We start from the raw sequence: 25,961 nt of genomic DNA, 5'->3' as shown, positions 1-25,961 counted from the left end.
GAAGTAAAACAGCAAAAACGTGAAAAGTAGTTCCTCATGAGGTGGTCATGAGTAAGTAAAACAGCAGAAATGTGAAATATAGTTCCTCATGAGGTGTTCATGAGGAAGTAAAACAGCAAAAATGTGAAATATAGTTCCTCATAAGTTGTGCATGAGGAAGTAAAACAGCTAGAATATGAAAATATCTTACCCATAAAAGGTTCATATGAAAATGAAATTAAACAATAATAATGTTATGTAAACTGATATTGCTAATAGTAGCTTCATCATTATAATAAAACACATATTCGAACATTGACTACTTCTTAAAAATACTTTAAAATTATCTTTAATTCAAGATAGTTGAAAGGGGTTGATATGAATTGAATCAAAATGAAATTTCAACTAATTCGCTCCAGTTATATTCTGAAATTTGTAAAGCAAATCGATTTTTGACTGATGCTTCTATTAATAATATTAAATGTTTTGGTTTGAATTTGACTGAGTTTGCAGTCTTAGAATTGCTTTATCATAAAGGAGATCAGCCAATTCAACAAATTGGAAAAAGGATATTAATCTCAAGCGGAAATATGACGTATGTATTAGATAAATTAGAGGCAAGACGATATATTAAACGCATTCATTGTCCAAAAGATCGACGAGTTATTTATGCAGCTTTGACAAAAGAGGGGAGAAGCGTAATTAGTTGCATCTTTCCAGCTCATAGTGAAATGATTCATAACTTATTTTCTCAATTAAATTCAGTGGAAAAAGATATGTTAATCTATTTATTAAAAAAGGTTGGATTAAGCAATAATCAACCTCAAGGTTGAGATAACTTAATTCGAACTAAATAAGTATTAAAAGCTGTCAATTGACGGCTTTTTTTGTTAAGGATGGAAATAATAAATAATAGACTAATTGTAAGAAGAGGTATGAAAATATGGAAGATAAGTTTAAAGGGAAATCAATTATTATTACAGGTGGTGCGAATGGAATTGGGGAGGGTATTGCACTTGCATTTGGAAAATTAGGTGCAATTGTTTTTATAGCTGATGTTAATGAACAAAAAGGTAATAGAGTTGTACAGAAAATTGAAGAAAAAGGTGGGAGAGCAATATTCTTTAAGACTGATGTTAGTAAAGAGGAAGACATCATAAATCTTATTCGCAATGTCATTAATAAAATTGGTAGACTTGATATTTTAATTAATAATGCAGGAATTTCAGCTTTTAAGCCATTTTTAAGTTTAACAACAGATGAATGGGATCTAGTTATAAATACTAATTTGAGAAGTGTTTTTATTTCATCAAGAGAAGCTGCTAAAGTGATGAATAGTGGTGGAAGAATAATAAATATGGCATCAACTAGAGCAATCATGTCGGAGCCAAATTCAGAAGCTTATGCAGCATCAAAGGGTGGAATTGTATCCATTACCCATTCATTAGCAGCATCGCTTCAGCCAAATGGTATAACAGTAAACTCCATTAGCCCTGGATGGATTCAAGTTGATCAGAATGAAGAATTAAAAGAAACTGATCATCTTCAACATTGGTCAAATCGAGTAGGTAAGCCTGAAGATATCGCTAAGGCTTGTATTTATTTAGCTGATCCAGAAAATAACTTTATCAATGGTCAAAATATCATAATTGATGGTGGCATGACTAGAAAGATGATCTATGAAGAGTAAAAAAGCAAGGAAAGTTAAATTTTCTTGCTTTTCTTATTCGTTACTTATTGGCTTTACTTTGCTTTCTTGTATCCTTGCCCTAAAAATATATCTTAATAAATATGGTACAACAATAAATATGAATAGTGTTCTAAATAGTTGATAACACATAATGACAGTTATATCTGCGTCTACTTCTTTTGCAATTAATGCCATTTGATCCATTCCACCAGGGGCTAAACTTAGTAAGGCACTGATATGATCAATGGTGTGAATATGTGTTAAAAATATACTTGATAAAAGTGAAAAAGTTAATAAAACTACTCCACTTAAAACTGAAACTAAAACTATTTTTAATTTGTTATTTAAATTTTCTGGTTTCAATAATAAGCCAATATAACTTCCCATCATTAACTGGGAACAGTCTAAAATAACAGATGGTAAGGCAGGTCCATGAAATCCAGATAAATTAAGGATAATGGTAGCGATCATTGGACCTAATAGAAAGGCTGTTGGAAAATTTATTTTCTTCCCTAAAATTCCAAGTAGTGTACAGAAAATAGCAAAAATAATGATGTTAGGAAATAAGCCATGCCAGCTAGCTGAAGAGTGGTGAATGGCTTCTGAGATCGAACTTTTATGTACATTAAAAAATGGACTGAAAATTAATAATGGAACCATAAAAATAATCATCATAAGCCTGGAAATTTGTAAGAAAGTGACAATTGTAAAGTCAATATCTTTAATCTCTTCTGCAAGAGCAATCATTTGGCTTAGTCCACCAGGAATACTACCTAATAAAACTGTTGGATAATGTATTTTAAATACTTTAGAAATTACGATCGAAATGATAATTGTAAAAAGGATGAGTAGAAAGGTCATCAATATCATAGAAGATAATTGATGTCCGATTTGAATAAACGTAGAAGATGTAAATGATAGTCCAATTGTGTAGCCGATTATGATCATGGCTGTATCTCGAATTTTACTAGGCCAATACAATTTTATCCCTTTAATTTTTGAAAGTATAAGTACAAAAAACATTGGTCCAAGTAGCCATGGTATTGGTAGTTTAATCAATTGAAATAAGAATCCACCAATAATTGCAATAATTAAGGTAAATAAAAGCTGAGTCCACTTATTATCGTTGTAATTAATTACCATCGTTTCACTTCTTTTCAAATTATAAAATTTTAATGTATAGATCATGTTTACATTTATTCATCGCGCTTGTTATGTTAATATCATTATTGACCTTAAGTTTATGGTATGCAAGGATTTTGCTCGGTTAGCCGTTAGAATATTTAACAGGATAGTGAAACTAATCAGAGGATATATTAAAGATAGTAAATATTTTACAATTTTTAATTTGAAAACCCTTGCAAATTTTAATTAGAAAGGACTAATTGAATTGGCTAAACAACAAATAGGCGTAATTGGTTTAGCAGTAATGGGAAAAAACCTAGCTTTAAATATTGAAAGTAGAGGTTTCTCAATTTCTGTATATAACCGATCAGTTGAAAAAACAGAAGAATTTTTAAAAGAAGCAGAAGGTAAAAATGTAGTTGGAACATTTTCAATTGAAGAATTTGTAAATTCTCTTGAAACACCTAGAAAAATATTAATAATGGTAAAAGCAGGTGGCCCAACTGATTCAACAATTGAAATGTTATTACCTCATCTTGATCAGGGTGATATTTTAATTGATGGTGGAAATACATACTATAAAGACACTCAAAGACGAAACAAAATGCTATCTGATAGCGGAATTCATTTTATTGGAACAGGTGTTTCAGGTGGGGAAGAGGGAGCTTTAAAAGGACCTTCAATTATGCCTGGTGGACAAAAAGAAGCATTTGAATTAGTAAAACCAATTTTTGAAGCGATTGCTGCAAAAGTAAATAATGAGCCTTGTACAACATATATTGGCCCAGATGGTGCTGGTCATTACGTAAAAATGGTTCATAATGGAATTGAATATGGTGATATGCAATTAATCTCAGAAGCTTACTTTTTATTAAAAAATGTACTTGGCTTAACTGCAGACGAATTACACCATGTATTTAGTGATTGGAATAAGGGTGAGCTTGATAGCTATTTAATTGAAATTACAGCTGATATCTTTACTAAAACAGACGAAGAAACAGGTAAACCACTTGTAGATGTTATTTTAGATAAAGCAGGACAAAAAGGTACTGGAAAATGGACTAGTCAAAGCACGCTAGATTTAGGCGTACCTACTTCTATTATTACTGAGTCTGTATTTGCACGTTTTATTTCTGCAATGAAGGATGAAAGAGTAAAAGCAAGTAAATTATTATCTGGTCCATCAACTAGTACATATAATGGTGATAAAGAGCAACTGATTGAAGATGTGCGTAAAGCACTTTATATGAGTAAAATTTGTTCATATGCTCAAGGATTTGCTCAATTAAGAGCTGCATCTGATGAATATAACTGGGATTTACAATATGGTGATATTGCAATGATTTTCAGAGGTGGATGTATTATTCGAGCGGCTTTCTTACAAAAAATTAAAGAAGCTTACGATCTAGATGCTAATCTTTCTAACCTATTACTTGATCCATATTTCAAAGAAATCGTTGAAAGCTATCAAGGTGCTTTACGTAAAATTAGCGTAGTAGCAATAGAAGCTGGTGTACCAATTCCATGTTTCTCTGCTGCATTAGCTTATTTTGATAGCTATCGTACTGAAACACTTCCTGCAAATTTAATTCAAGCACAAAGAGATTATTTTGGTGCACATACTTATGAACGAATCGATAAAGAAGGTAAGTTCCATACTCAGTGGACATAATTTTAAATTTGTTTTCGGATCATAAAAAAGTTACCCCCTCGATATGATGAGGGGGTAACTTTTTATTTAAATAAATCGTTTTTAATTTTCATTTAATCGATCAGTAACAGGCCACCATTTATGACCATCAACTGTCAATAAAGTATCAGCTTCATTTGGACCCATTGAACCAGATCTATAATTTGAAAGTGGTGCTAAATTATTGCCCCAAGCTTTTGAGATAACATCAACAAAGCTCCAAGAATATTTTACTTCATCCCAATGTGTAAAGTTTGTACCATCACCTAACATACAATCATAAATTAATCGCTCGTATGCTTCTGGTGTATTAATACAATCAACGCAATTATTATTAAATGTTAATTGAATTGGCTTAGTGTAGCCTTCATCTGAGCCAGATCTTTTTGCATTTAATTGCAATGTAATTCCTTCATCTGGTTGAATATGTATAATTAATAAATTTGGAGACATTGTCTCTTTTGTATTGTAATAAAGATTCATCGGTATATCTGAGAACTGAACAATAATCTTAGTAGATTTTGTCGCCATTCTTTTTCCAGTTCGAATATAGAATGGTACACCAGCCCATCTAAAATTATCGATAAAAAGTTTGCCCGCTACAAATGTTTCAGTTTGAGACTCAGGTGCTACATTGTTCTCATTTCTATACGCTGGAACTTCTTCGCCATTTATTACACCAGCATCATATTGTCCGCGAATAAAATAATCTTTTACTTCGTTTTCATCAATTTTACGAAGAGCTTTAAATACTTTAACTTTTTCACTACGAATTTCTTCAGTTGTTAATTTGATCGGTGGCTCCATAGCAAGTAGTGCGGCCACTTGAAGCATATGATTCTGAACCATATCTTTTAAAGCTCCCGAATTCTCATAGTATTTTCCGCGGTCTTCTACACCAAGAATTTCACTAGAAGTAATTTGGATATTTGAAATAAATCGATTATTCCATAGTGGTTCAAACATGGCATTTGCAAAACGGATTACTTCAATATTTTGAACCATTTCTTTACCTAAGTAATGATCGATACGGTAGATTTGATTTTCTGAAAATGCTTCACGAATTTCATCATTTAATTCAATTGCACTCGGTAAATCATGTCCAAATGGTTTTTCAATTACAATTCGACTCCAACCTTCTGTATCAGCTAATCCATTTTGTTTTAACTGTTTGGCAATTGTTCCGAAAAATTCAGGTGCCATTGCAAGGAAGAAAACACGGTTACCAGGAATTAAATAATGATTATCTAAGTTTGTTAATAAATTTCCTAATTCTATATATGAAGACGGTTCTAATACTTCAAATTGATGGTAATAAAAATGAGATAAAAAGCTTTCAATCTCAGTCTCAGATGAAGCAATAGATTGAACTGATTTTTTTACAGTTTCACGAAACTCATCATTTGACCAAGGTCTTCTACCTACACCGACAACCGCAAAACCTTCATCAATTTTTTGACTTAAAAATAATCTATATATTGAAATAAAAAGCTTTCTTTTTGCTAGGTCTCCTGTTGCTCCAAAAATGACAATAACTGCTTTTGGGTTTACTTTAGTTTTCAATTAATTTACCTCACTTCTTAAACATAAATTACTAACTTATTTTAGTAATAATCAAGGTTGATTATACAAAATATGTAAAATCACTTTCAAAAAAAATGAAAGCATTTTCATTAATTATTAAAAAATAAATTAAATTTCCAAATTATTCATCTTATATCATAAACAAAACGAATAGATTCGTAAATAAGAGTCTTGATAATATTTAACTTTTTTCTTCTTATTCCATGTAAACAAAGGGGTTTTAAATGATTTGGAAAATGCAAGTTTTTTCTTAATTTAAATAGAAATATGTAATTATATGGTTGAAAATTAAAAAATAATTAAAAAAAAGTGAGAGGAATTTGTCAAAATCTCAGTTTTTTAGTAGAATTGTAATGTACCTTAATAGACATTTGGAAAATAAAGTAAAATTGAAATCGTAATGATTTCTGTTATACTGTTTTTTATAACCTTTTTTGATTGTAAATTCTGAATATAATCAAAAAGTAAATTATGGAAATGATGGGTAATTTATGAGAGTTCCATCGATATCTTAATAAGCCAAGTAGTGCTTAAACCATTTAAAAAAATTTAAATGGTTTTGTTATTTTTTGTAAATTAAAAAACTTGGCAAAATTCTACTACAGGGGGGACTTTTATTATGAAAAAAATTGGCTTAGCTTGGCAAATATTAATTGGTCTTGTTATCGGGATCATTGTAGGTGCAATTTTTTATGGAAATCCAAAGGTTGCTGACTATTTACAACCAATTGGAGACATCTTTTTACGTCTGATTAAAATGATTGTAATACCAATCGTTGTTTCAAGTATCATTGTAGGTGTTGCTAGTGTTGGTGACACAAAAAAACTTGGCCGTTTAGGCGGAAAAACGATTCTGTACTTTGAGATTATTACAACAGTAGCAATTTTAATCGGATTACTAGTAGCGAATATCGTTAAACCTGGCGCTGGTGTAGATATGAGTATACTTCACAAAACTGATATAAATACTTATGTTGAAACAGCAAAAGAAGTAAAAAGTCATGGGTTTGCAGATACATTTGTAAATATCGTACCGCCAAATATTTTTTCAGCTTTTGTTGAAGGAAATATGTTAGCAATTATCTTTTTCTCAGTGCTGTTTGGTCTTGGTATCACAGCGGTAGGAGAAAGAGGAAAGCCAGTATTAGCATTTTTCCAAGGTACAGCTGATACAATGTTTTACATTACAAATCAAATTATGAAATTTGCTCCATTTGGTGTTTTTGCATTAATCGGTGTTACAGTTTCAAAGTTTGGATTAGAATCTTTAATTCCATTAGGAAAATTAGTCATAACTGTATATATAACGATGGCATTCTTTATCGTTGTAGTATTAGGCTTAGTAGCTAAAATGGTAGGCGTTAATATATTTAAGTTCATTAAATTAATTAAAGATGAACTGATCTTAGCATATTCTACTGCGAGTTCTGAAACAGTTTTACCTAGAATTATGGAAAAAGTAGAAAAATTCGGAGTACCAAGATCAATTTCATCATTCGTTATTCCGACTGGTTATTCATTCAATCTTGATGGATCAACTTTATATCAAGCATTAGCAGCAATTTTCATCGCTCAAATGTATGGTATTCATTTATCAATCACTGATCAAATTTCACTAATGTTAGTTCTAATGGTCACTTCAAAAGGGATCGCAGGTGTACCAGGTGTATCGTTTGTTGTATTATTAGCAACATTAGGTACAGCAGGAATTCCAGTTGAAGGTTTAGCATTTATTGCTGGTATTGACCGTATTCTAGATATGGCTAGAACAGCAGTAAACGTAGTAGGTAACTCTTTAGCTGCAGTTGTAATTGCTAAATGGGAACGCGCATTTAAACCAGAAGTGGTGAAGAATGATAATAACGTTGCTATGTAACGTATAATATAGGAAAGATTTTTTAATTTTAACTCTCAAATGAATTAACTAAAAACAGCAGCCACAAGGAAAAAGAAATTCCTTGTGGCTTTTCTACTTTTACAGAAGTTTTTTTAAAGGGAAAAGTCTAAAAACATAGAATATTCTTAATTGTGTTTAATTTAAGTTCTAATAACGCGTCCTTTTGGAAGGGAACCAATTAAGGAGGATAAGATGACAAATTTACTAGATATTACGATAGGGAAACTATTAGAAGAAAAAGCGAAATTACATCCTACTCATGAGGCTGTTGTCTATGCGGATAGAGGTTTAAGGATGAATTATGAACAATTTGAAAACCACTGTAGAGAAGTAGCAAAAGGTTTGATGAGTCTTAGAATTCAAAAAGGTGATCATATTGCAATTTGGTCTTCAAATACACCTGAATGGCTTACTTCACAATTTGCAACTGGCAAAATGGGTGGAGTTCTTGTTACAGTAAACACAAATTATCGTACAGCTGAGTTAGAATATTTGTTAAAGCAATCTGATTCAACAACTATTATTTTAATGGATCAGTATAAAGATTCTTCATATATTGAAATGCTTTATGAAATTATACCAGAATTAAAGGATGCTGTTCCTGGAGAACTTCATAGCAGTCGACTGCCATTTTTACGAAATGTAATTGTTCTTGGTGAGAAAAAATACCCTGGAACATTCTCATGGAATGAGCTTATTTCCATGGCTAAGAATACATCAGACATAGAGTTGGATAAGAGAATTGCAACTATGAGTCCGTATGATGTTATAAACATGCAATATACATCTGGAACGACTGGTTTCCCAAAAGGTGTAATGCTTACACACTCAAATATCGTCAATAATGGGTTTAATATTGCGAATTGTATGGAATTAACAAAAGCAGATCGTTTATGCATACCCGTTCCATTTTTCCATTGCTTTGGATGTGTTTTAGGCACCATGGCTTGTGTTACTGTCGGAGCAACGATGGTACCTGTACAGGACTTTAGTCCAAAAAGAGTACTTCAAACAGTACAAGATGAAAAATGTACTGGATTACATGGTGTTCCTACAATGTTTATCGCGGAATTAAATGAACCTGATTTTTCTAAATATGATTTATCAACATTACGAACTGGAATTATGGCAGGTTCAAACTGTCCAATTGAAGTTATGAAAGCAGTAATCGAAAAAATGGGAATAACAGAGATTACAATTGCATATGGCCAAACGGAGTCTTCTCCAGTTATCACTCAAACTAGAACGAATGATCCAATTGAGGTACGAGTTGAAACGGTTGGTAAGGCATTACCAAATGTTGAAGTGAAAATAGTAGAACCAGGCACTTCTAATGAAGTACCACGTGGAGTACAAGGTGAACTTTGTACTAGAGGCTATCATGTAATGAAAGGCTACTACAAAAATGAAGAAGCTACTCATACTGCAATTGATGAAGATGGATGGTTACATACGGGAGATTTAGCAATCATGGATGAGAATGGCTATTGCAAAGTTACAGGTAGGCTCAAAGACATGATTATCCGTGGTGGGGAAAATATTTACCCTCGTGAAATTGAAGAATTTTTATATACTCACACAGATGTGTTAGATGTTCAAGTTGTTGGAGTACCTGATCATGTGTATGGGGAAGAAGTAATGGCTTACATTATTCTTAAAGAAGGAATAAAAATTACACCAGAGGATATTCGAATGTACTGTAAAGGAAAAATCTCAAAACATAAAATTCCTCGATATATAGAATTTGTAAAAGAGTATCCTATGACTGCCTCAGGAAAAATACAGAAATTCCGACTTAGAGAGCAAGCAGTAGAAACTGCCTCAAAACAAGTTTAATTAATCTGATTTAATCATTGAAGAAATAGCAAAGTGAAACAGAAAGCTTTGCTATTTTTTCATTAAATATTTGTAAGGAATATTCAAATAATTAATCGTATTATGGTAAAATGTGGAGACAAAAAATTTAAAGGGGATACAAATTTGAAAATACGAAAAAAGGAATCTTCACGGCAAACTTTTAAAATCATAGTCTATTCTTTTACAATCGCATTAATTGTTAAGATTTTTATTTTTTCACCCTTTATTGTTCAAGGTGCTTCGATGCAACCGACCCTACATAATCATGATTATTTGTTTGTTAACAAAGCCTCATTTCATATTTCATCAATAAATAGAGGCGAAGTTGTCATTATAAAAAAACAAAATGACCCTAAGTATTATGTCAAAAGAATCATTGGTTTGCCAAGGGACAACGTTAATTTAACGAATGGGCTCCTATATATTAATGGAAAACATATAACTGAAAACTATTTAAATGATCATTTAAAAAATGTCTATAAAGAATATCTTCAATTTAATCAAGTTAGAGTACCTAATCAATCATATTTAGTAATGGGTGATAATCGATTAAATAGTAAAGATAGCAGAAATGGTTTAGGTTATATTAAGCAGTCCGAAATAGTCGGCAAAGTTGAAGGAGTTTTTTTCCCTTTTGATCGAGTAAGAATAATACACTAAAAGAAAAAGTAGAATGGATTAAATAGAGATTATAGTAATTAGAAAAAGTTTTTTCATTAAAATTTCATTTTCATTATATAAAATAAAAAAGTAACAAAATTGATACTTACAGGTATTTTAAGCTTTATTTAAGGAAATAAATCTTAAATATAAGAATAAATTAATCAAAACTGAAAGTAGGAATATATAATGAAAAAAAGTGAAGAGCTGTTATTGGAGGAAGAAATTACTCATATTAAGAAGAATAATTGGTTATTAATGATCGTAGCGATCATCACGATACCTTTTTTAGTAATAAATATGTAATGAAGTAAAGCCTGGAATCGTTAGATAACAGGCTTTTATGCTGTTTAAAAAGAAATTGACTATCTTCTTTTTCTAGTAATCTAAAATAGACGACAATTTAATTGACTTCATACCTATCTGGGTATATAGTTCAATTTAACTAATGTAAAAATTTTACTAAGAAAGGAAAGATTTCTATGTCTTATGATGATCAAATAAAAAATAGAGTAAAACGAATTGAAGGGCAGCTTAGAGGCATTTTAAAAATGATGGATGAGGATAAAGGATGTAAAGATGTTATCACTCAATTATCAGCAGTAAGAGCGGCAATGGATCGTACAATTGGAGTCATCGTAAGTACGAATCTAATTGAATGTGTAAGATTAGCTGATGAAAATGGAGAAAATGCAGAAGAACTTGTAAAAGAAGCAGTTAACTTATTAGTAAAAAGTAGATAAAAAACATTCGAAAAACTTATAACAAGCCAATATATTTCTGAACATCAATTTCTTGAAAGTAGGACTTTAATGGAAATGTTAAATATTCTAATCATCGTATTAATTGCTTATTTTCTAGTGCAAACTTTTCTTCCAATTAAAGGGGTAAAGCAAATTTCAACAAATGAATTAAAAAATGAATTGAAGAGTAAGGAAAAACAATTCATTGATGTTAGAACACCTGCAGAATATAAAGGAAGACATATAAAAGAATTCAAAAATATTCCATTGCATTTGTTAAAACAAAATTTAACTCATCTTTCAAAAGATCAAGAAACAATTATTATTTGTCAGAGTGGAATGAGAAGTAAAAAAGCATGTAAAGTTCTTAAAAAAATGGGTTATACCAATATTACAAATGTAAAAGGCGGAATGAGTACCTGGTCTTAATAAAGGAGAATAATGAATGAGAGAAATTACAGCAGAAAAACTTGTAGATTTATTAAAGAATGGAAATTCACTTAATATTATTGATGTTCGTGAGGCGGATGAAGTAGCAAACGGAATGATCCCAGGTGCGACGCATATTCCACTTGGTTTAATCGAATTTCGCATGGCAGATTTAGACAAAAATAATGAATACATCGTTGTATGTCATGCTGGTGGCAGAAGTAGTCGAGCAGTACAGTTTTTAGAAAGCCATGGATTTAATGTAGTGAATATGACTGGCGGTATGCTTGCTTGGACAGGAGAAATTGAATAAACGATTTGAACAAATTGCTTATAAATGAATATAAGCAATTTTTTTATTTGTATTGAAAGATCACAACATAATCAGATTTATTAGTAGGAGAAAACAGTAAAAGATAAAATACCTACCCTTAAGGGTTCATGGGGAAGTAAAAAGGGAAAAAGCAGAGATATAGTAACTCATAAGGTGTTTATGAGTAAGTAAATTAGCCAGAAACAGAGATATAGTACCTCATAAAGGGTTCATGAGTAAGTAAAAATGCAAAAAGGAGAGAGATAGTACCTCATAAAGGGTACATGAGTAAGCAAAAAGGGAAGAAATAGAGATATAGTACCTCATAAAGGGTTCATGATTAAGCAAAAATGCAAAAAGCAGAGAGATAGTAACTCATAAAGAGTTCATGAGTAAGTAAAAAGACAAAAAGCAGAGATAAAATACCTCATAACAGATTCTTTCACTAACTTTCTATTAAAATGCATAATAAAACAGACTAGCTATTGACATAAAAAACAGAATATTCTTATAATTAATTAAAATCTAATGTAACAAAAAACAGTAATTAATAGAAAGTTTACCTTTGTCTAGTTTATCTTATTTGAACGATTTACTTTTAATCTACTAAAAAGGGTGTTCAGATGAATCAAGTTAATGAATTAGAAAGCTTTCCGTATCCGTTTAAAGAGGAGATTTATCGTTACTCTAATAATTCTATTCTATTAGATCCACCTGTGAGCATCGAGATTACTAATAAATATGAGAATGAAATAAAATTAAAAAGAAGCTTGTTACTCAATTCACCTAGCCATTGTTATCAGGCACTTCCTACTAGTTTTGAAGGACAATGGGAAATTGTAGAATTAGTTTTAGATCATTTAACAAGGTATTATCCAAACTATTTCGAAATTCATAAGGGGCATGAATATTGGACTATTTATAATAAGCTTCTGATGGAGGAGGAAAAATTTAGGTTTTGGGATCGAACTTCGGTTTTAGGAAAGCCTCTGAATTTCATAGGTAGACATGTACAAGAGGATTTAATTTATATGAGTCAACGAGATGGCGATTTATTTTTAGATGCTGGACATCTCTGTTTTCCTTCTAATTGGTCACTTACTTTTAAACTAGGGATGAGATTTAAAGAGATTCATCAGCCAATCCCTATGTTTAATGAAAAATCATTGGATGATCGAATTCTTCGTTTCTTAAAGAATATTGAACAAGGAACTCCTTGGACTCGTAAAAATTGGTCACTAATGGCAGGAAAAAGATTAGATACTTCATTAGAAACATTCAATGAATGGGGTAAAGATAGAAAAAAAGTTACAGCTGATAATGTCGGGAATTTTGTTCACTTACGTGTTGAAGTTCAAAAGTTATTTAGGTTGTCTGCTAGTAATGGGCTCCTTTTTACGATTCATACTCACTTATTACCACTAGAGCAATTAAGCTTAAATAAGGAATGGTTAGAGCAATTTTATAAAATTCTATGTGAATTACCGGATTTCATTTTAGATTATAAAGGAATCTCTTCATATAAAAAAGAAGTAATAACATATTTAAAAAATAAACTTGATGAAGTTGGGTAGAATGCGATGAATAATTTAATAGTTGAAGAAGCTTGTTTTATAGATGGAAAAAGAAAATACTTAATCTGTTCAAATCATAGAGGGAGGTCGTTAATCCAGCCAATTTTAGAAAAGTTACTTGAGAAAAATTACTCTTTTGATTTTGTTTTCATCGGATTTGATTCAAGTCCGGAACAATTGCAAAATAATCTTAAAACTTGGTTGCAAAGTCAGAAAATGGGTAGCTATTTATATATAGCACTAAGTAAAGAAGAGCTTAAAAATTTACGGCCGATTATAGAAGATGTTGGATTTTTTGAAGATGAAGTACAATATGTTGGTTATGGTGAATTGAACTCTAAGGTTTTTTGTTGTCGTTGTCATAGTTTAACTGAATTAAAAAATTTAGAAATTGGTAAAGAAGTTCAGTGTCAAAACTGTCATTTATTACTTTCAGTTTCTGACCATTATTCGGTCCATTATGACGCATATTTAGGAAATATCGCTAAATTGTAGATGGGAGTGAATGTATTGATTGAGAATACGATACTAGTTCGTGTTAATGAAATAAAGCAAATAACACAACAGGTTAAAGAGTTTAGTTTTATTCCAATTGATGAATTTAATCTTCCAACTTTTAGTGGAGGTTCTCATATTAATACATATGTAGCTGCAGAAAATGAGATTATTTGCAGACCTTATTCTTTAGTTCATCATTCACTTATTGATAACACTTATAAAATTGCCATTCATTTAAGTTCGGAATCAAAGGGCGGTTCAAAATATTGGCATGAACGAATTAAAGTAGGTGATCGATTACGGATTAGCTATCCAAAAAATCATTTTCCATTAAGTTCAAGAGCGAAACATCATGTGTTTTATGCAGCGGGTATTGGCATAACGCCATTTTTATCGATGATGAAGGAATTAAAAAGTAAAAATAAATCTTTTGAACTTCACTATACTTCGGCAACAAAATCAAGTAGTGCATTTTATGACTTTTTAAATGAATATTATAAAGAAGAGACTACTTTTTACTTTACGAAAGAGATTAATTCTAGTCGAATAAAAGTTGAAACGCTTTTAGATCATTCAATCGGAACTCATGTATATTTTTGTGGTCCTAATCGGTTTATTTCTCAATTTAATGAATCAGCTTATGCATTTGGCTATCCGAAATCAAGTGTCCATATTGAGGTTTTTACACCCCAATTATTAGCTAACTCTAGACCTTTTGAGGTAAGACTGGCGAATGGTACTACAAAACAAGTTCCCGTTGATAAAACTTTATTAGATGTTTTACTCGATGAGGGATTAAAAGTACCCTATTCCTGTAAAGTTGGTAGATGTGGGACATGCGAAGTAAATGTAATTGATGGTCAAATTGAGCATCACGACTTCTTATTGGATGAGGATCAAAGAAAAAGTAATAAAATGATTTTGCCCTGTGTCTCTAGGGCAAAATCAAATCAAATAATCCTTGAAATATAGAGTTCAATTTTAGTAAAACAGCTAGACTACCCATTAATTTGGTAGACTAGCTGTTTTATTTTTATGCTTTTTTTAGAAAAAACTAATATCGGAATATATTTATAAATAAGATGATTTAAAAAATACGTAATTTTCATAATTTTAGAGGATTTTTGAAAGCATTTGTCGAAATTTTAATTATTCTTTGCATTTATATTCTTAATGAGAAGAAAAATCGACTTTATTACATAAATAAAATCGATGATCTAATTTATTTTTACATCTTATTAAATTAAGAGTTAAAGAAAGGAGTGGCTTTATACATGTCAGAAAATACGAAAACTTCGAACCATAACTTGGAAGAGAATTTATTTGCTGAATTTCCAAAGCCTACTGTACAAGAGTGGAGAGATGTTGTTGAAAAATCCTTAAAAGGAGCCACTATTGAGGAAAGGCTAATAACAAAAACGTATGAAGAAATAATTTTGAAACCGATGTATGGGGAAGAAGATATCGCTAACTATCCTTATTTAAACGCACAACCAGGAGAATTTCCTTTTGTTAGAGGAACTAGTGAACAAGGCTATCTAGAAAAACCATGGGAAATTAGTCAAGAAATAGATTGTTCAACGCCAGTAGAGTTCAACCGTGTTGCAAAACATGATTTAGACAAAGGGCAAACGATGTTAAAGATTCAACTTAATGAATCTTTCGAAACAAATAGTGAAAATAATAATTCAAATAAAGGGTTAATCTTAACATCTATTAATGATTTTAGAATAGCCTTTCAAAATATAAATTTAGAGGAAGTTCCATTATATATTGAAACAGTGAACGGTGGGCAAGCATTTTTTGGTTCATTTATCGCATATTTGCAACAACAAAATTACGATTTTAATAAATTAAATGGATTTATTGGAATGGATCCGATCAGTAATTTAGTGAAAGAAGGGACACTTCCGTATTCTCTTGAAAATGCTTACAAAATGATGGCTGAGATCACAAAATGGTCGGTTAGACATACAGCAAATTTAAGAAATATATTAGTGCAGTCACATCCTTATCACGATGCTGGAGGGAATGCAGTGCAAGAATTAGCATTTGCTATTTCAACTGGTTTAGAGTATCTACGCGAAATGGATAACCAACAAATTCCACTTGATGATGCAGCGACGAAAATACTTTTCTCGTTTTCTGTCGGTTCGAACTTCTTTATGGAAATCGCAAAATTAAGAGCAGGTAGAATGATTTGGGCAAGAATGTTGAAAGAATTAGGTGGTAATGAGGCTTCACAAAAAATGAATATTCATTCTCGTACATCTGCATGGACGAAAACGATTTATGATCCTTATGTAAATATCCTTAGAGGAACTGTTGAAGCTTTTGCAGGCGTAATTGGAGGATCTGACTCACTTCATGTTTCGCCATTCGATGAATCGATTAAATCATCTGATGAGTTTTCTAGACGTATTGCGAGAAATACACATTTAATTCTTGAAAAAGAATCAAATTTATCAAAAGTCGCTGATCCAGCTGGAGGTTCTTGGTATATTGAATCACTTACTTACTCCTTGGCTGAAAAAGCATGGGAACTTTTCCAAAAGATTGAAGAAAAAGGTGGAATGGTTAAAGCAATACAAGAAGGCTTCCCTCAAGCATTAGTTAGACAGATTGCGGAAGAAAAATCGACCAACATAAAAAATAGAAAAGATAAATTTATTGGGACTAATATTTATCCGAATCTGAATGAAAGCGGGGTAGACAAAAAAGATCCGGATCGTATAGAAGTTGAGGGGATTAAAGAAAACTTCGAGGGCAGTTCCGAACATTTCGTATTACAAAGTGGTTATTCAATTGAAGATATTATTGATGTAGCAAATAATGGAGCAACAATATCGAATATTTTAAATGCAATGAATTTAGTAGACTCAGAACTTCCTAGAGTGAATCAATTAAACATACATCGTGGTGCACAACCTTATGAATCATTACGCCAAAATTCTCAAAGCTTTAAAAATAGTACAGGTGAATTTCCTACTGTATTTGTAGCAAATTTTGGACAAGTTGCAGCATATAAACCTCGAACGGACTTTGTTACGGATTTCTTTGAAGTTGGAGGATTTAAGGTGCTTCAAAATAAAGGCTTTACATCAATTGAGGAAATAATTGATGCATTTAATAAATCAGAATCGACAATTGTTGTCATTTGTTCAACTGATGATCAATATTCAGAAGTTGTACCTTCTATAACAAATCAGATTAAAACAATTAATCCGAATGCAAAAGTACTTTTAGCAGGAAAGCCATCAATTGATGATATGAATTTATATAAAGAAGTTGGAATTGATGATTTCATTCATATGAATGTAAATAATTTCGAGAATTTGCAAAATCTTCAAAAGGGTGGAGGGATTACGAAATGAACAAACTAACAGACTTTACAAAGATGCCATTTAATACAACATTTTCAGCACCTAATATAGCACCTCCTAAACAGATGCAAGTTAATCTTGATGATTGGAAAACTTTAGAACAAATAGATGTAAAACCATTATATGATTCGACTGATCTTAATGAGATGGAACATTTAGGTTACGTTTCTGGAATTGCTCCGTTTTTACGTGGACCTTACCCTGCAATGTATATAAACAAGCCTTGGACAATACGTCAATATGCCGGCTTTTCAACTGCAGAAGAAAGTAATGCATTTTATCGAAGAAATTTAGCTGCAGGTCAAAAAGGTTTATCGATTGCGTTTGATTTAGCTACTCACCGTGGATATGATTCAGATCATCCTCGTGTTGAAGGGGATGTTGGAAAAGCAGGGGTTGCAATTGATTCAATCCTTGATATGAAAATTTTATTTGATGGTATTCCTTTAGATAAAATGTCAGTTTCAATGACAATGAATGGTGCAGTACTTCCCGTTTTAGCATTTTATATTGTTGCTGCTGAAGAACAAGGGGTACATCAATCACTGCTTACAGGAACGATTCAAAACGATATTTTGAAAGAATATATGGTGAGAAATACTTATATTTACCCACCAGAAGCATCAATGCGTATTATCGCTGATATTTTTTCTTATACTTCACAACATATGCCAAAATTCAACAGCATCAGTATATCTGGTTACCATATGCAAGAAGCAGGGGCAACAGCAGATATCGAATTAGGCTATACTTTGGCAAATGGATTGGAATATGTTCGAACAGGTTTAAAAGCGGGTATCGATATTGATTCGTTTGCTCCTCGTTTATCGTTTTTCTGGGGAATTGGGATGAACTATTTCATGGAAATTGCAAAAATGAGAGCAGCTCGTTTACTTTGGGCTAAATTGATCAAATCATTTGATCCAAAGAAAGAAAAATCTATGGCGCTAAGAACGCATTCACAAACATCTGGTTGGAGTTTAACTGAACAAGATCCATTTAATAATGTGACTCGTACATGTATTGAAGCGATGGCTGCTGTGTTAGGACATACTCAATCACTTCATACGAATGCTTTAGATGAAGCAATTGCATTACCAACTGATTTCTCTGCTCGTATTGCTCGTAATACGCAGCTTTATTTACAAGAAGAAACTGGAATTTGTAATGTAGTCGACCCTTGGGGAGGCTCATATTACGTTGAATCGTTAACGAATGAATTAGTTCAAAAAGCTTGGGCACATATTCAAGAAGTTGAATCATTAGGTGGTATGGCAAAAGCAATTGAAACTGGTTTACCAAAGATGAGAATCGAAGAAGCCGCTGCAAGACGTCAAGCTCACATCGATTCAGGTAAAGAAACAATTATTGGCGTTAATAAATACCGTCTTGAAAAAGAAGATCCATTAGAAGTTTTAGAAGTCGACAATACTGCAGTTCGTGAAGCGCAAATTTTGCGATTACAAGAGCTTCGTGCATCTAGAGATGAAGCAAAAGTTCAGGCAGCATTAAGTGCAATTACTGAGGCTGCGGAGTCTGGAGAAGGTAATTTGTTAGCGCTTGCAATTGAAGCTGCTAGAGCTCGTGCAACATTAGGTGAAATTTCGGATGCTTATGAAAAAGTAGTAGGTAGACATAAAGCTGTTATTCGTTCAATTATGGGTGTTTACAGTGCGGAATACGGTGAAAAAGATGAAATAGAGATTGTACGTAAAATGGCTGATGATTTTGAAGAGAAAGAAGGTCGTCGTCCTCGTATTATGATTGCTAAACTGGGACAAGACGGACATGATCGTGGAGCGAAAGTAATTGCAACAGCATTTGCTGATTTAGGCTTTGATGTAGATATCGGTCCTTTATTCCAAACACCAGCGGAAACGGCACTTCAAGCAATTGAAAATGACGTTCATGTTATCGGGATGAGCTCTTTAGCAGGTGGTCATAAAACACTACTTCCACAATTGATGGAAGAGTTAAAAAAACTAGGTCGTCCAGACATTGTTCTTGTTGCTGGAGGGGTAATACCAGCAGGGGATTATGAGTTTTTATTGAAAAACGGAGCAGCGGCAATCTTCGGACCAGGTACTGTTATCCCAGTTGCGGCACAAAAGGTTATTGAAGAAATTAATTGCCGACTTGAGGATTCAATTTAAATGGATTACGAAAACAAAAGAAAGAAAAAGCTTTCAGAAGACGACTATGTAAATGGAGTACTTGAAGGCAATCGAACTATTTTAGCCCAAACAATTACCCTTATAGAAAGTAATTCGTCAGCACATATGAATTCTGCACAAAATGTGTTGACAAGTTTACTTCCTCATTCAGGTCGTTCGATCCGGATTGGAATAACTGGGGTTCCAGGTGCCGGTAAAAGTAGTTTAATAGAAAGCTTTGGAACATATTTGTGTGAACAAGGTCATAAAGTAGCCGTTTTAACAATCGATCCAAGTAGCACAATTACAAAAGGTAGTATTTTAGGAGACAAAACAAGAATGGATTCACTTTCAAAGAATCCTAATGCATTTATTAGACCTTCTGCATCAGGTGGTTCTCTTGGTGGGATTGCACGTAAAACACGAGAATCAATGCTTGTATGCGAAGCAGCAGGCTATGATGTGATTTTAATCGAAACTGTCGGTGTTGGACAAAGTGAAGTACAGGTTCGTTCAATGGTAGATTTTTTTCTTTTAGTCATGCTAACTGGAGCAGGAGATGAGCTACAAGGAATTAAAAAAGGCATCATGGAACTTGCAGATTCTATTGTCATCAATAAAGCCGATGGACAAAACAAATTAAAGGCCAAAGCGGCTAAGGCTGAATTTAACCGAATACTTCACTTATTACAGCCTTCAACTCCTGGGTGGTCTAGTAAAGCATACACAGCTTCAGCGTTACATGGTGAAGGTATTGAAGAAATTTGGAATGAAATTAATGCTTTCAAAGATCTAACAACTGAGTCTGGCTATTTTTCTTTGCGCCGTCAAAAACAAATGATTGATTGGATGTACAACATGGTTTTTGAACAGTTGAAACTAAGTTTTATGAATCATGAAAGTGTAAAACAAAATTTAAAAACGATTGAAAGCTCAATAGTAAATGGAGAAGTAACAGCAACTTCAGCTGCAAACTATTTATTATCCATTTTTGAAGGCAATAGGAAGGAGACATTGTAATGCATGAGACTAGTCCTAAAAAAATTAATCATATTGGAATTGCAGTAAGAGATTTAGAGACTTCTATTCAATTGTATACGAATGTAATAGGCTTAAAACTTAAAGGAATTGAAACAGTTGAAAGTGAAAAAGTACGAGTAGCCTTTATCGAAATCGGTGAAGTGAAAATTGAGCTTTTAGAAGCAACTAGTCCAGAAAGCCCAATTGCTAAGTTTATTGAGAAAAAGGGTGAAGGAATTCACCATATCGCATTAGAAACAGAAAACTGTGAGAAACAACTTGAAATTATGAAAGAACACGGAATTAAACTAATAAATGAAGTTCCAAAAAAGGGTGCGCACGATAGCATAGTTGCTTTCCTTCATCCAAATTCAACGAACAAAGTATTGTTTGAGCTATGCCAACCATCATCTAGTGTTACCGGAAAGGAAGTTGAATAAAGTTATGACAACAGCGTATGAGAAAATAAATGAATTAATGGATCGAAAGAGAGTCATTGAACTAGGCGGTGGAGACGATCGAATAGATTCACAGCATAATAGAGGGAAATTAACTGCTAGAGAACGTATTAATCTTTTATTAGATGAAGATACTTTTGTCGAATTAAATCCTTTTATTAAACACCGCGCTACGAATTTTGGAATGGATAAAATGGATAGTCCAGGTGAAGGTGTTGTCACAGGTTACGGTAAAGTCCATGGACGTTTAATATATGTTTTTGCACAAGATTTTACAGTATTTGGTGGAGCATTGGGTGAAATGCATGCTATAAAAATAGCAAAAGCTATGGACTTAGCTGCAAAAGTAGGTGCTCCGATTATAGGATTAAACGATTCTGGTGGTGCTAGAATACAAGAAGGAGTAGTTTCTTTAGACGGTTACGGTCATGTATTTTATCGAAATTCGATCTATTCTGGCGTTATTCCGCAAATATCAGTCATTATGGGTCCATGTGCAGGTGGAGCAGTCTATTCACCAGCAATTACTGATTTTGTTTTTATGGTTGAAAAGACAAGCCAAATGTTTATTACAGGTCCAAAAGTAATTGAAACAATTACTGGAGAAAAAATTACAACGGAAAATCTTGGTGGGGCAAAAGTTCATTCTTCGATTAGCGGAGTAGCACATTTCACCGAAGAATCAGAACCAGAAATATTAGAACAGGTACGCAGATTAATCAGCTTTTTACCACAAAATAATAATGAAAAAGCAGAAGGAGTTCCATTCTTTGAAAAAGATGATTGGAGAGAAGATCTAATTGACTTAGTTCCGATCGAATCTACGAAAGTTTACGATGTAAGAAAAGTAATTGAGCAAATTCTTGATAATGGAGACTTCATGGAAGTACAACCAAACTTTGCGAAGAACATTGTTATTGGATTTGGTCGAATTGATGGACATAGTGTTGGAATCATAGCAAATCAGCCAAAAGTAATGGCAGGTGGTCTAGACATTAATTCTTCTGATAAACTATCAAGATTTATCCGTTTCTGTGATTCATTTAATATTCCTTTAATTACATTTGAAGATGTAACAGGATTCTTCCCAGGTGTAAACCAGGAGCATGGTGGAATTATTCGTCACGGAGCTAAAATCTTATATGCATATTCAGAAGCTACAGTTCCAAAAATTACAGTAATCTTAAGAAAAGCATATGGCGGGGCATACGTAGCAATGAATTCTAAAGCAATTGGTGCAGATGTAGTATACGCTTGGCCAAATGCAGAAATCGCCGTAATGGGACCAGAAGGAGCAGCAAATATTATCTTTGCAAAAGAAATTAATCAAAGTATCGATCCAATTGCAACTCGAGCTGAAAAAATTTCAGAATACAGAGAAATGTTTGCAAACCCATATGTTGCAGCTTCTCACGGCATGGTCGATGATGTTATTGATCCAAGAGAAACACGTAAAGTCTTAAAACAATCCTTAGAAATGTTAAGTACAAAAAGTGAAACACGACCTAAAAAGAAACATGGAAATATCCCACTTTAAAAATTAGGGGATTGTAATGGAAATCAAAATCACTAAACTGCCTATACTCTGAATATTTTGATCGAGGTAATAAGACCTTAATACAACAGAATGACTAGATATACTTTAAGATTAGTATATCTAGTTTTTTTTTGAGAAAATGTTAAAAATTACATTTTAATAAATCAAACAATCTATTGACAATTAAAAATATTTGTTGTATAATTGGATTTTTTAGTGTTGACTAGATGAGCTATAATCGGTACGATAGTACTTGGAAATGATTATACAATATAGTTCGGGAGTGATTTTATGCTTGGTAAAAGTAAGATCCAAATGTTAAGCATTACGATGAATTCAAATGGTATGACAAATACAATTCATCCAACACTAATTTGGGATGAAGAAGATGTGGTATTAATTGATACAGGATATCCAGGACAATTAAACGAATTTCAAAATTGCTTTGAATCTGTTGGAGTACCTTTTGAAAAACTGAATAAAATTCTGATTACTCATCAAGATATTGATCATATTGGAAGCCTTTCTGTGATTGTAGAAGAGTCAACTAACGAAATTGAAGTTTATGCGAGTGAAATAGAAAAACCGTATATTCAAGGTGAAAAGTTACTTATTAAAATTACACCCGAAAAAATTGCAAAAGCTGTAGCGTCCTTACCAGCGGATACGACAGATGAATTTCGAAAAGCATTTAAAAACAGATTAGAAAACCCGCCAAAAGGTAATGTTAACCATATTGTTATACCAGGAAAAGATTTGGCAATTTGTGGTGGTATTACTGTAATTGACACTGCTGGGCATACACCAGGACATGTAAGCTTTTATCATAAAGAGTCGAAAACATTAGTTGCCGGAGATGCACTAATGATTGAAAATGGTCAATTAAACCCATCAAATCCTCAATTCACATTTGATATTGAACAATCGTTAAAATCAATTGAGGCATTATTGTCATTAGATATTGAAAAAGTAATCTGTTATCATGGTGGATTTTTTGACGGGAATTTAAAAGAAAGATTAACTGAAATCATTTGATAAAAATATTAAAAAATCTTTTTTGGAGGCAACAGAATGAGCAACAAGAAGTATCAGGAATTAATAAAAGATCGTGTCTTTTTCGGTGGGGCAGATGACGTTAAAGACATGATGGAAAACGAAAATGCAGATATTGTTTTTGATCTAAGAGTAAAAAAATATGAGGTTGACCCTCAAATTAACCGTGTACATAGTCCGATTGTGGATGATAAAGAAGAACAAGCAGAAACGCTTAAAAGAGCGATTGATCATGTAGTAGAAGCTTATCAAAATGATCAAAAAGTGTATTTCCATTGTGGTGGCGGTAATACACGCGCAGGTACAGTGGCAATGGGAGCATTAATTGCACTAAATAAAGCAGAAACAATTGAAGAAGCTGAAGAAATGGCTAGATCAATACGTCCAACAATTAAATCGAATTCTGATATGAAGGAATCGTTAAAAAAGATATTTCCTAATGCTTAAATAAAAATAAAAAAACGCTAATTATACAAATTCGTTTTGTATCATTTAGCGTTTTTTATTAAGAAGTACCATTTAAATGATCTTTTACACACTTTACGAATTCATTTTTGTCACTTGTATTTTCTTTCGTAATTGGAGATATTATCCAAAAGTCTTGATAAATATAATCTGTTTCTTTAATTGGGATTATTTTTAATTCGCCGCTTAATACTTCAGGAAAATATTTTAAAGTTGTATTATGCACAAAAGTAAATACGCGTCCTTCCTTAATAATTTCAATAAGTGTCATAGTGCGATTTGATTTAAGAACGATCTCATTTTTAAATTTTTTAGCTAATTGTAGAAAATTTTTATTAGAAAAGGTATACATTACAACTTTTTGATAAAGTAAATCTTCAGCAGTAACATAATCTAATTCATATAAAGGAGAATTTTTGCCTACTATAATGCACACATTTCCTTTACTTAAGAATTCGAAATTAATATTATTTTCCTTTTCTAATTCGGCTTTTGAAGATACTACTAACGCTAAGTCATAGTCTTCTTTTGCTAAAGTGTTAAGGATCTGAGGTGTACCTTGCTCAATTAATTCAATCGTAGCGCCATTGTTATTTTCAGAGTATTTTTTTAACACTTCATGAATTGTATAAGTAAAAGTAGGTGCACATGCAATTTTCATATGTTTTACTCTAGTTTCCTTAAAATCCGAAAGCTGTTCTTTCAATTCTTTTAAATTATTTAAAATTTCAATTGATCTAGATAATACTAACTCTCCCTCAAATGTTAAGGTAATTCCGCCTCTAGAACGATTAAATATATTTATTTCTAATTCTCTTTCAAGTTGACTAATGGCTTGACTAACGCCAGAAGGAGAAATATGCAATTTTTTCGCTGCCCTTGAAATCGACTTCTCATTTGCGATACTTACAACATATTCTAGTTGTTCAAAGTTCATATTAACCTCCTAATATAAAAACTAACATATCATATCAATAGTTTAATATATTTAAGTGCATTACATTGTTAAGTATTACTTAACAATAGCTTAACATATATGAAATATAATTTCTTCCGTAAACGATGTAAAATACTACTTAATTCCATATAATTTTATAGGATTAATTAGGATTAGGCAATGAAATATCAGTGATTGAATCTAGTTACTGTTGAAAGTTGGGAATAAAAATGTTTACTAACAATGAGTTTAATCACCACGAAAATAAAACATTTATTTTTGTAGAAAATACTCTTTTCGTATCTGGAATATGTACAATTTTAGTACATCATAATCTAGATGCTAGAAAAATAGATTTCCATGAAATAAATTCAAGCAATTTAAATGAATCATTTTTTATTTGTCATGTGAAAAATGAAGAGATGGAAGCAAAATCTCAGCTTTTAAATTTAATTGATAAGAACATTAATATAGTAATCATTAAAAATAATATAGATTATAATGAAATTGAGAGTTTGATGAAAATTGGGGTAAATGGGATTTGCTTAACTGACATTGACGAACAATATTTACTTCATATTGTAAGACAAGTTCAAAATGGTCAGTTCTTCTTAGATTCTCGATTAACAAATTTAATCATCCAAGAAAATACGCGACTGCTTGAGAATGGAAATAAAAAGAAAGAACTAGATTATGAAGCTATGAATAATCTTTTAACGAAAAGAGAAATTGAAATTTTACAACTTTTAGCTCAAGGATATTCTAATATTCAAATAGGATCTGAATTATTTATTTCGAGTAAAACTGTTAAAAATCATGTTTCAAATATAATCCAAAAATTACAGGTAACTGACAGATTAAATGCTGTGATTTTTGCAATCAAAAATAATTGGATTTCGCTTGATTAAAAAAATTA

23 protein-coding genes are annotated in these 25,961 nt (G+C 32.0%); 20 read left to right on the top strand and 3 right to left on the bottom strand.

Annotated elements, in window-relative coordinates:
* Nucleotides 1-362 precede the first annotated feature (362 nt).
* Together ABEY15_RS17750 and ABEY15_RS17745 are read left to right on the top strand one after the other, a co-directional pair.
* A complete protein-coding gene (locus ABEY15_RS17750) occupies nucleotides 363-812 on the top strand; it encodes a MarR family winged helix-turn-helix transcriptional regulator (RefSeq protein ID WP_429891463.1) in 450 nt (149 codons plus the stop codon).
* A 110-nt stretch (nucleotides 813-922) separates the two neighbouring features.
* A complete protein-coding gene (locus ABEY15_RS17745) occupies nucleotides 923-1,669 on the top strand; it encodes an SDR family NAD(P)-dependent oxidoreductase (protein WP_429891462.1) in 747 nt (248 codons plus the stop codon).
* Nucleotides 1,670-1,702: 33 nt separating this feature from the next.
* On the opposite strand, the gene ABEY15_RS17740 is transcribed toward ABEY15_RS17745, so the two are convergent.
* The gene (locus tag ABEY15_RS17740) at nucleotides 1,703-2,812 is read right to left on the bottom strand and encodes an AbrB family transcriptional regulator (protein ID WP_429891461.1); all 1,110 of its coding nucleotides are present in this window, start codon (nucleotides 2,810-2,812) and stop codon (nucleotides 1,703-1,705) included.
* A gap of 247 nt (nucleotides 2,813-3,059) precedes the next feature.
* Here ABEY15_RS17740 and gndA point away from each other — a divergent pair, with 247 nt between their 5' ends.
* The gene (gndA, locus tag ABEY15_RS17735; protein ID WP_429891460.1) at nucleotides 3,060-4,466 is read left to right on the top strand and encodes an NADP-dependent phosphogluconate dehydrogenase; all 1,407 of its coding nucleotides are present in this window, start codon (nucleotides 3,060-3,062) and stop codon (nucleotides 4,464-4,466) included.
* Between the two features lie 81 nt (nucleotides 4,467-4,547).
* On the opposite strand, the gene zwf is transcribed toward gndA, so the two are convergent.
* Entirely contained in the window at nucleotides 4,548-6,047 is a 1,500-nt protein-coding gene (gene zwf / locus ABEY15_RS17730; protein WP_429891459.1) for a glucose-6-phosphate dehydrogenase, read from the bottom strand.
* Nucleotides 6,048-6,687: 640 nt separating this feature from the next.
* Between zwf and ABEY15_RS17725 the strand changes: the two genes are divergently transcribed.
* The 16 genes from ABEY15_RS17725 (at nucleotide 6,688) to ABEY15_RS17650 (ending at nucleotide 24,090) form a co-directional block, all read left to right on the top strand.
* Nucleotides 6,688-7,944 (top strand): cation:dicarboxylate symporter family transporter, encoded by a 1,257-nt coding sequence (locus tag ABEY15_RS17725; protein WP_069032148.1) that lies wholly within the window; start codon nucleotides 6,688-6,690, stop codon nucleotides 7,942-7,944.
* Between the two features lie 213 nt (nucleotides 7,945-8,157).
* Complete coding sequence (locus ABEY15_RS17720; RefSeq protein ID WP_429891458.1) at nucleotides 8,158-9,801, top strand: AMP-binding protein; 1,644 nt, start codon at nucleotides 8,158-8,160, stop codon at nucleotides 9,799-9,801.
* A gap of 144 nt (nucleotides 9,802-9,945) precedes the next feature.
* The gene (gene lepB, locus ABEY15_RS17715) at nucleotides 9,946-10,482 is read left to right on the top strand and encodes a signal peptidase I (protein ID WP_429891457.1); all 537 of its coding nucleotides are present in this window, start codon (nucleotides 9,946-9,948) and stop codon (nucleotides 10,480-10,482) included.
* 482 nt (nucleotides 10,483-10,964) lie between these two features.
* Entirely contained in the window at nucleotides 10,965-11,225 is a 261-nt protein-coding gene (locus tag ABEY15_RS17710) for a metal-sensitive transcriptional regulator (protein ID WP_069032150.1), read from the top strand.
* A 69-nt stretch (nucleotides 11,226-11,294) separates the two neighbouring features.
* Nucleotides 11,295-11,654 (top strand): rhodanese-like domain-containing protein, encoded by a 360-nt coding sequence (locus ABEY15_RS17705; protein ID WP_429891456.1) that lies wholly within the window; start codon nucleotides 11,295-11,297, stop codon nucleotides 11,652-11,654.
* 16 nt (nucleotides 11,655-11,670) lie between these two features.
* On the top strand, nucleotides 11,671-11,967 hold the full coding sequence (locus ABEY15_RS17700; RefSeq protein ID WP_429891455.1) for a rhodanese-like domain-containing protein: 297 nt from the start codon (nucleotides 11,671-11,673) through the stop codon (nucleotides 11,965-11,967).
* A 623-nt stretch (nucleotides 11,968-12,590) separates the two neighbouring features.
* Nucleotides 12,591-13,541: a heme-dependent oxidative N-demethylase family protein gene (locus tag ABEY15_RS17695; protein WP_429891454.1), complete on the top strand. Its 951-nt coding sequence runs from the start codon at nucleotides 12,591-12,593 to the stop codon at nucleotides 13,539-13,541.
* Between the two features lie 6 nt (nucleotides 13,542-13,547).
* Nucleotides 13,548-14,036: a dimethylamine monooxygenase subunit DmmA family protein gene (locus ABEY15_RS17690; protein ID WP_429891453.1), complete on the top strand. Its 489-nt coding sequence runs from the start codon at nucleotides 13,548-13,550 to the stop codon at nucleotides 14,034-14,036.
* Between the two features lie 15 nt (nucleotides 14,037-14,051).
* On the top strand, nucleotides 14,052-15,011 hold the full coding sequence (locus tag ABEY15_RS17685) for a PDR/VanB family oxidoreductase (RefSeq protein ID WP_429891452.1): 960 nt from the start codon (nucleotides 14,052-14,054) through the stop codon (nucleotides 15,009-15,011).
* Between the two features lie 302 nt (nucleotides 15,012-15,313).
* The gene (locus ABEY15_RS17680; protein WP_429891451.1) at nucleotides 15,314-17,413 is read left to right on the top strand and encodes a methylmalonyl-CoA mutase family protein; all 2,100 of its coding nucleotides are present in this window, start codon (nucleotides 15,314-15,316) and stop codon (nucleotides 17,411-17,413) included.
* Complete coding sequence (gene scpA, locus ABEY15_RS17675; protein WP_429891450.1) at nucleotides 17,410-19,575, top strand: methylmalonyl-CoA mutase; 2,166 nt, start codon at nucleotides 17,410-17,412, stop codon at nucleotides 19,573-19,575. The genes ABEY15_RS17680 and scpA overlap by 4 nt, the downstream gene beginning before the upstream one ends.
* The gene (gene meaB / locus ABEY15_RS17670) at nucleotides 19,576-20,595 is read left to right on the top strand and encodes a methylmalonyl Co-A mutase-associated GTPase MeaB (protein WP_429891449.1); all 1,020 of its coding nucleotides are present in this window, start codon (nucleotides 19,576-19,578) and stop codon (nucleotides 20,593-20,595) included.
* Complete coding sequence (mce, locus tag ABEY15_RS17665) at nucleotides 20,595-21,035, top strand: methylmalonyl-CoA epimerase (protein WP_429891448.1); 441 nt, start codon at nucleotides 20,595-20,597, stop codon at nucleotides 21,033-21,035. The genes meaB and mce overlap by 1 nt, the downstream gene beginning before the upstream one ends.
* 4 nt (nucleotides 21,036-21,039) lie before the next feature.
* Nucleotides 21,040-22,590 (top strand): acyl-CoA carboxylase subunit beta, encoded by a 1,551-nt coding sequence (locus tag ABEY15_RS17660; RefSeq protein WP_429891474.1) that lies wholly within the window; start codon nucleotides 21,040-21,042, stop codon nucleotides 22,588-22,590.
* Between the two features lie 291 nt (nucleotides 22,591-22,881).
* Complete coding sequence (locus tag ABEY15_RS17655) at nucleotides 22,882-23,625, top strand: MBL fold metallo-hydrolase (RefSeq protein ID WP_429891447.1); 744 nt, start codon at nucleotides 22,882-22,884, stop codon at nucleotides 23,623-23,625.
* 36 nt (nucleotides 23,626-23,661) lie between these two features.
* On the top strand, nucleotides 23,662-24,090 hold the full coding sequence (locus ABEY15_RS17650) for a protein-tyrosine phosphatase family protein (protein WP_429891446.1): 429 nt from the start codon (nucleotides 23,662-23,664) through the stop codon (nucleotides 24,088-24,090).
* Between the two features lie 58 nt (nucleotides 24,091-24,148).
* Here the strand turns inward: ABEY15_RS17650 and ABEY15_RS17645 are convergent, their stop codons facing one another.
* On the bottom strand, nucleotides 24,149-25,045 hold the full coding sequence (locus ABEY15_RS17645) for a LysR family transcriptional regulator (RefSeq protein ID WP_429891445.1): 897 nt from the start codon (nucleotides 25,043-25,045) through the stop codon (nucleotides 24,149-24,151).
* Nucleotides 25,046-25,275: 230 nt separating this feature from the next.
* Between ABEY15_RS17645 and ABEY15_RS17640 the strand changes: the two genes are divergently transcribed.
* Nucleotides 25,276-25,953: a response regulator transcription factor gene (locus ABEY15_RS17640; protein WP_429891444.1), complete on the top strand. Its 678-nt coding sequence runs from the start codon at nucleotides 25,276-25,278 to the stop codon at nucleotides 25,951-25,953.
* Nucleotides 25,954-25,961: the final 8 nt, after the last annotated feature.

Origin of the sequence: Gottfriedia acidiceleris, assembly GCF_050457485.1 — a bacterium.
Classification (GTDB): domain Bacteria; phylum Bacillota; class Bacilli; order Bacillales; family Bacillaceae_G; genus Gottfriedia; species Gottfriedia acidiceleris_D.
This window is presented reverse-complemented; position numbering and strand designations above follow the sequence as displayed.

What these genes read in the sequence shown, in the direction of transcription:
- mce (WP_429891448.1), top strand. Translation starts at nt 20,595, where the DNA reads ATGCATGAGACTAGTCCTAAAAAAATTAATCATATTGGAATTGCAGTA.
- ABEY15_RS17725 (WP_069032148.1), top strand. Translation starts at nt 6,688, where the DNA reads ATGAAAAAAATTGGCTTAGCTTGGCAAATATTAATTGGTCTTGTTATC.
- ABEY15_RS17700 (WP_429891455.1), top strand. Translation starts at nt 11,671, where the DNA reads ATGAGAGAAATTACAGCAGAAAAACTTGTAGATTTATTAAAGAATGGA.
- ABEY15_RS17740 (WP_429891461.1), bottom strand. Translation starts at nt 2,812, where the DNA reads ATGGTAATTAATTACAACGATAATAAGTGGACTCAGCTTTTATTTACC.
- ABEY15_RS17655 (WP_429891447.1), top strand. Translation starts at nt 22,882, where the DNA reads ATGCTTGGTAAAAGTAAGATCCAAATGTTAAGCATTACGATGAATTCA.
- ABEY15_RS17720 (WP_429891458.1), top strand. Translation starts at nt 8,158, where the DNA reads ATGACAAATTTACTAGATATTACGATAGGGAAACTATTAGAAGAAAAA.
- scpA (WP_429891450.1), top strand. Translation starts at nt 17,410, where the DNA reads ATGAACAAACTAACAGACTTTACAAAGATGCCATTTAATACAACATTT.
- ABEY15_RS17695 (WP_429891454.1), top strand. Translation starts at nt 12,591, where the DNA reads ATGAATCAAGTTAATGAATTAGAAAGCTTTCCGTATCCGTTTAAAGAG.
- ABEY15_RS17745 (WP_429891462.1), top strand. Translation starts at nt 923, where the DNA reads ATGGAAGATAAGTTTAAAGGGAAATCAATTATTATTACAGGTGGTGCG.
- ABEY15_RS17705 (WP_429891456.1), top strand. Translation starts at nt 11,295, where the DNA reads ATGGAAATGTTAAATATTCTAATCATCGTATTAATTGCTTATTTTCTA.
- ABEY15_RS17710 (WP_069032150.1), top strand. Translation starts at nt 10,965, where the DNA reads ATGTCTTATGATGATCAAATAAAAAATAGAGTAAAACGAATTGAAGGG.
- ABEY15_RS17645 (WP_429891445.1), bottom strand. Translation starts at nt 25,045, where the DNA reads ATGAACTTTGAACAACTAGAATATGTTGTAAGTATCGCAAATGAGAAG.
- meaB (WP_429891449.1), top strand. Translation starts at nt 19,576, where the DNA reads ATGGATTACGAAAACAAAAGAAAGAAAAAGCTTTCAGAAGACGACTAT.
- ABEY15_RS17660 (WP_429891474.1), top strand. Translation starts at nt 21,040, where the DNA reads ATGACAACAGCGTATGAGAAAATAAATGAATTAATGGATCGAAAGAGA.
- ABEY15_RS17690 (WP_429891453.1), top strand. Translation starts at nt 13,548, where the DNA reads ATGAATAATTTAATAGTTGAAGAAGCTTGTTTTATAGATGGAAAAAGA.
- ABEY15_RS17640 (WP_429891444.1), top strand. Translation starts at nt 25,276, where the DNA reads ATGTTTACTAACAATGAGTTTAATCACCACGAAAATAAAACATTTATT.
- ABEY15_RS17680 (WP_429891451.1), top strand. Translation starts at nt 15,314, where the DNA reads ATGTCAGAAAATACGAAAACTTCGAACCATAACTTGGAAGAGAATTTA.
- ABEY15_RS17650 (WP_429891446.1), top strand. Translation starts at nt 23,662, where the DNA reads ATGAGCAACAAGAAGTATCAGGAATTAATAAAAGATCGTGTCTTTTTC.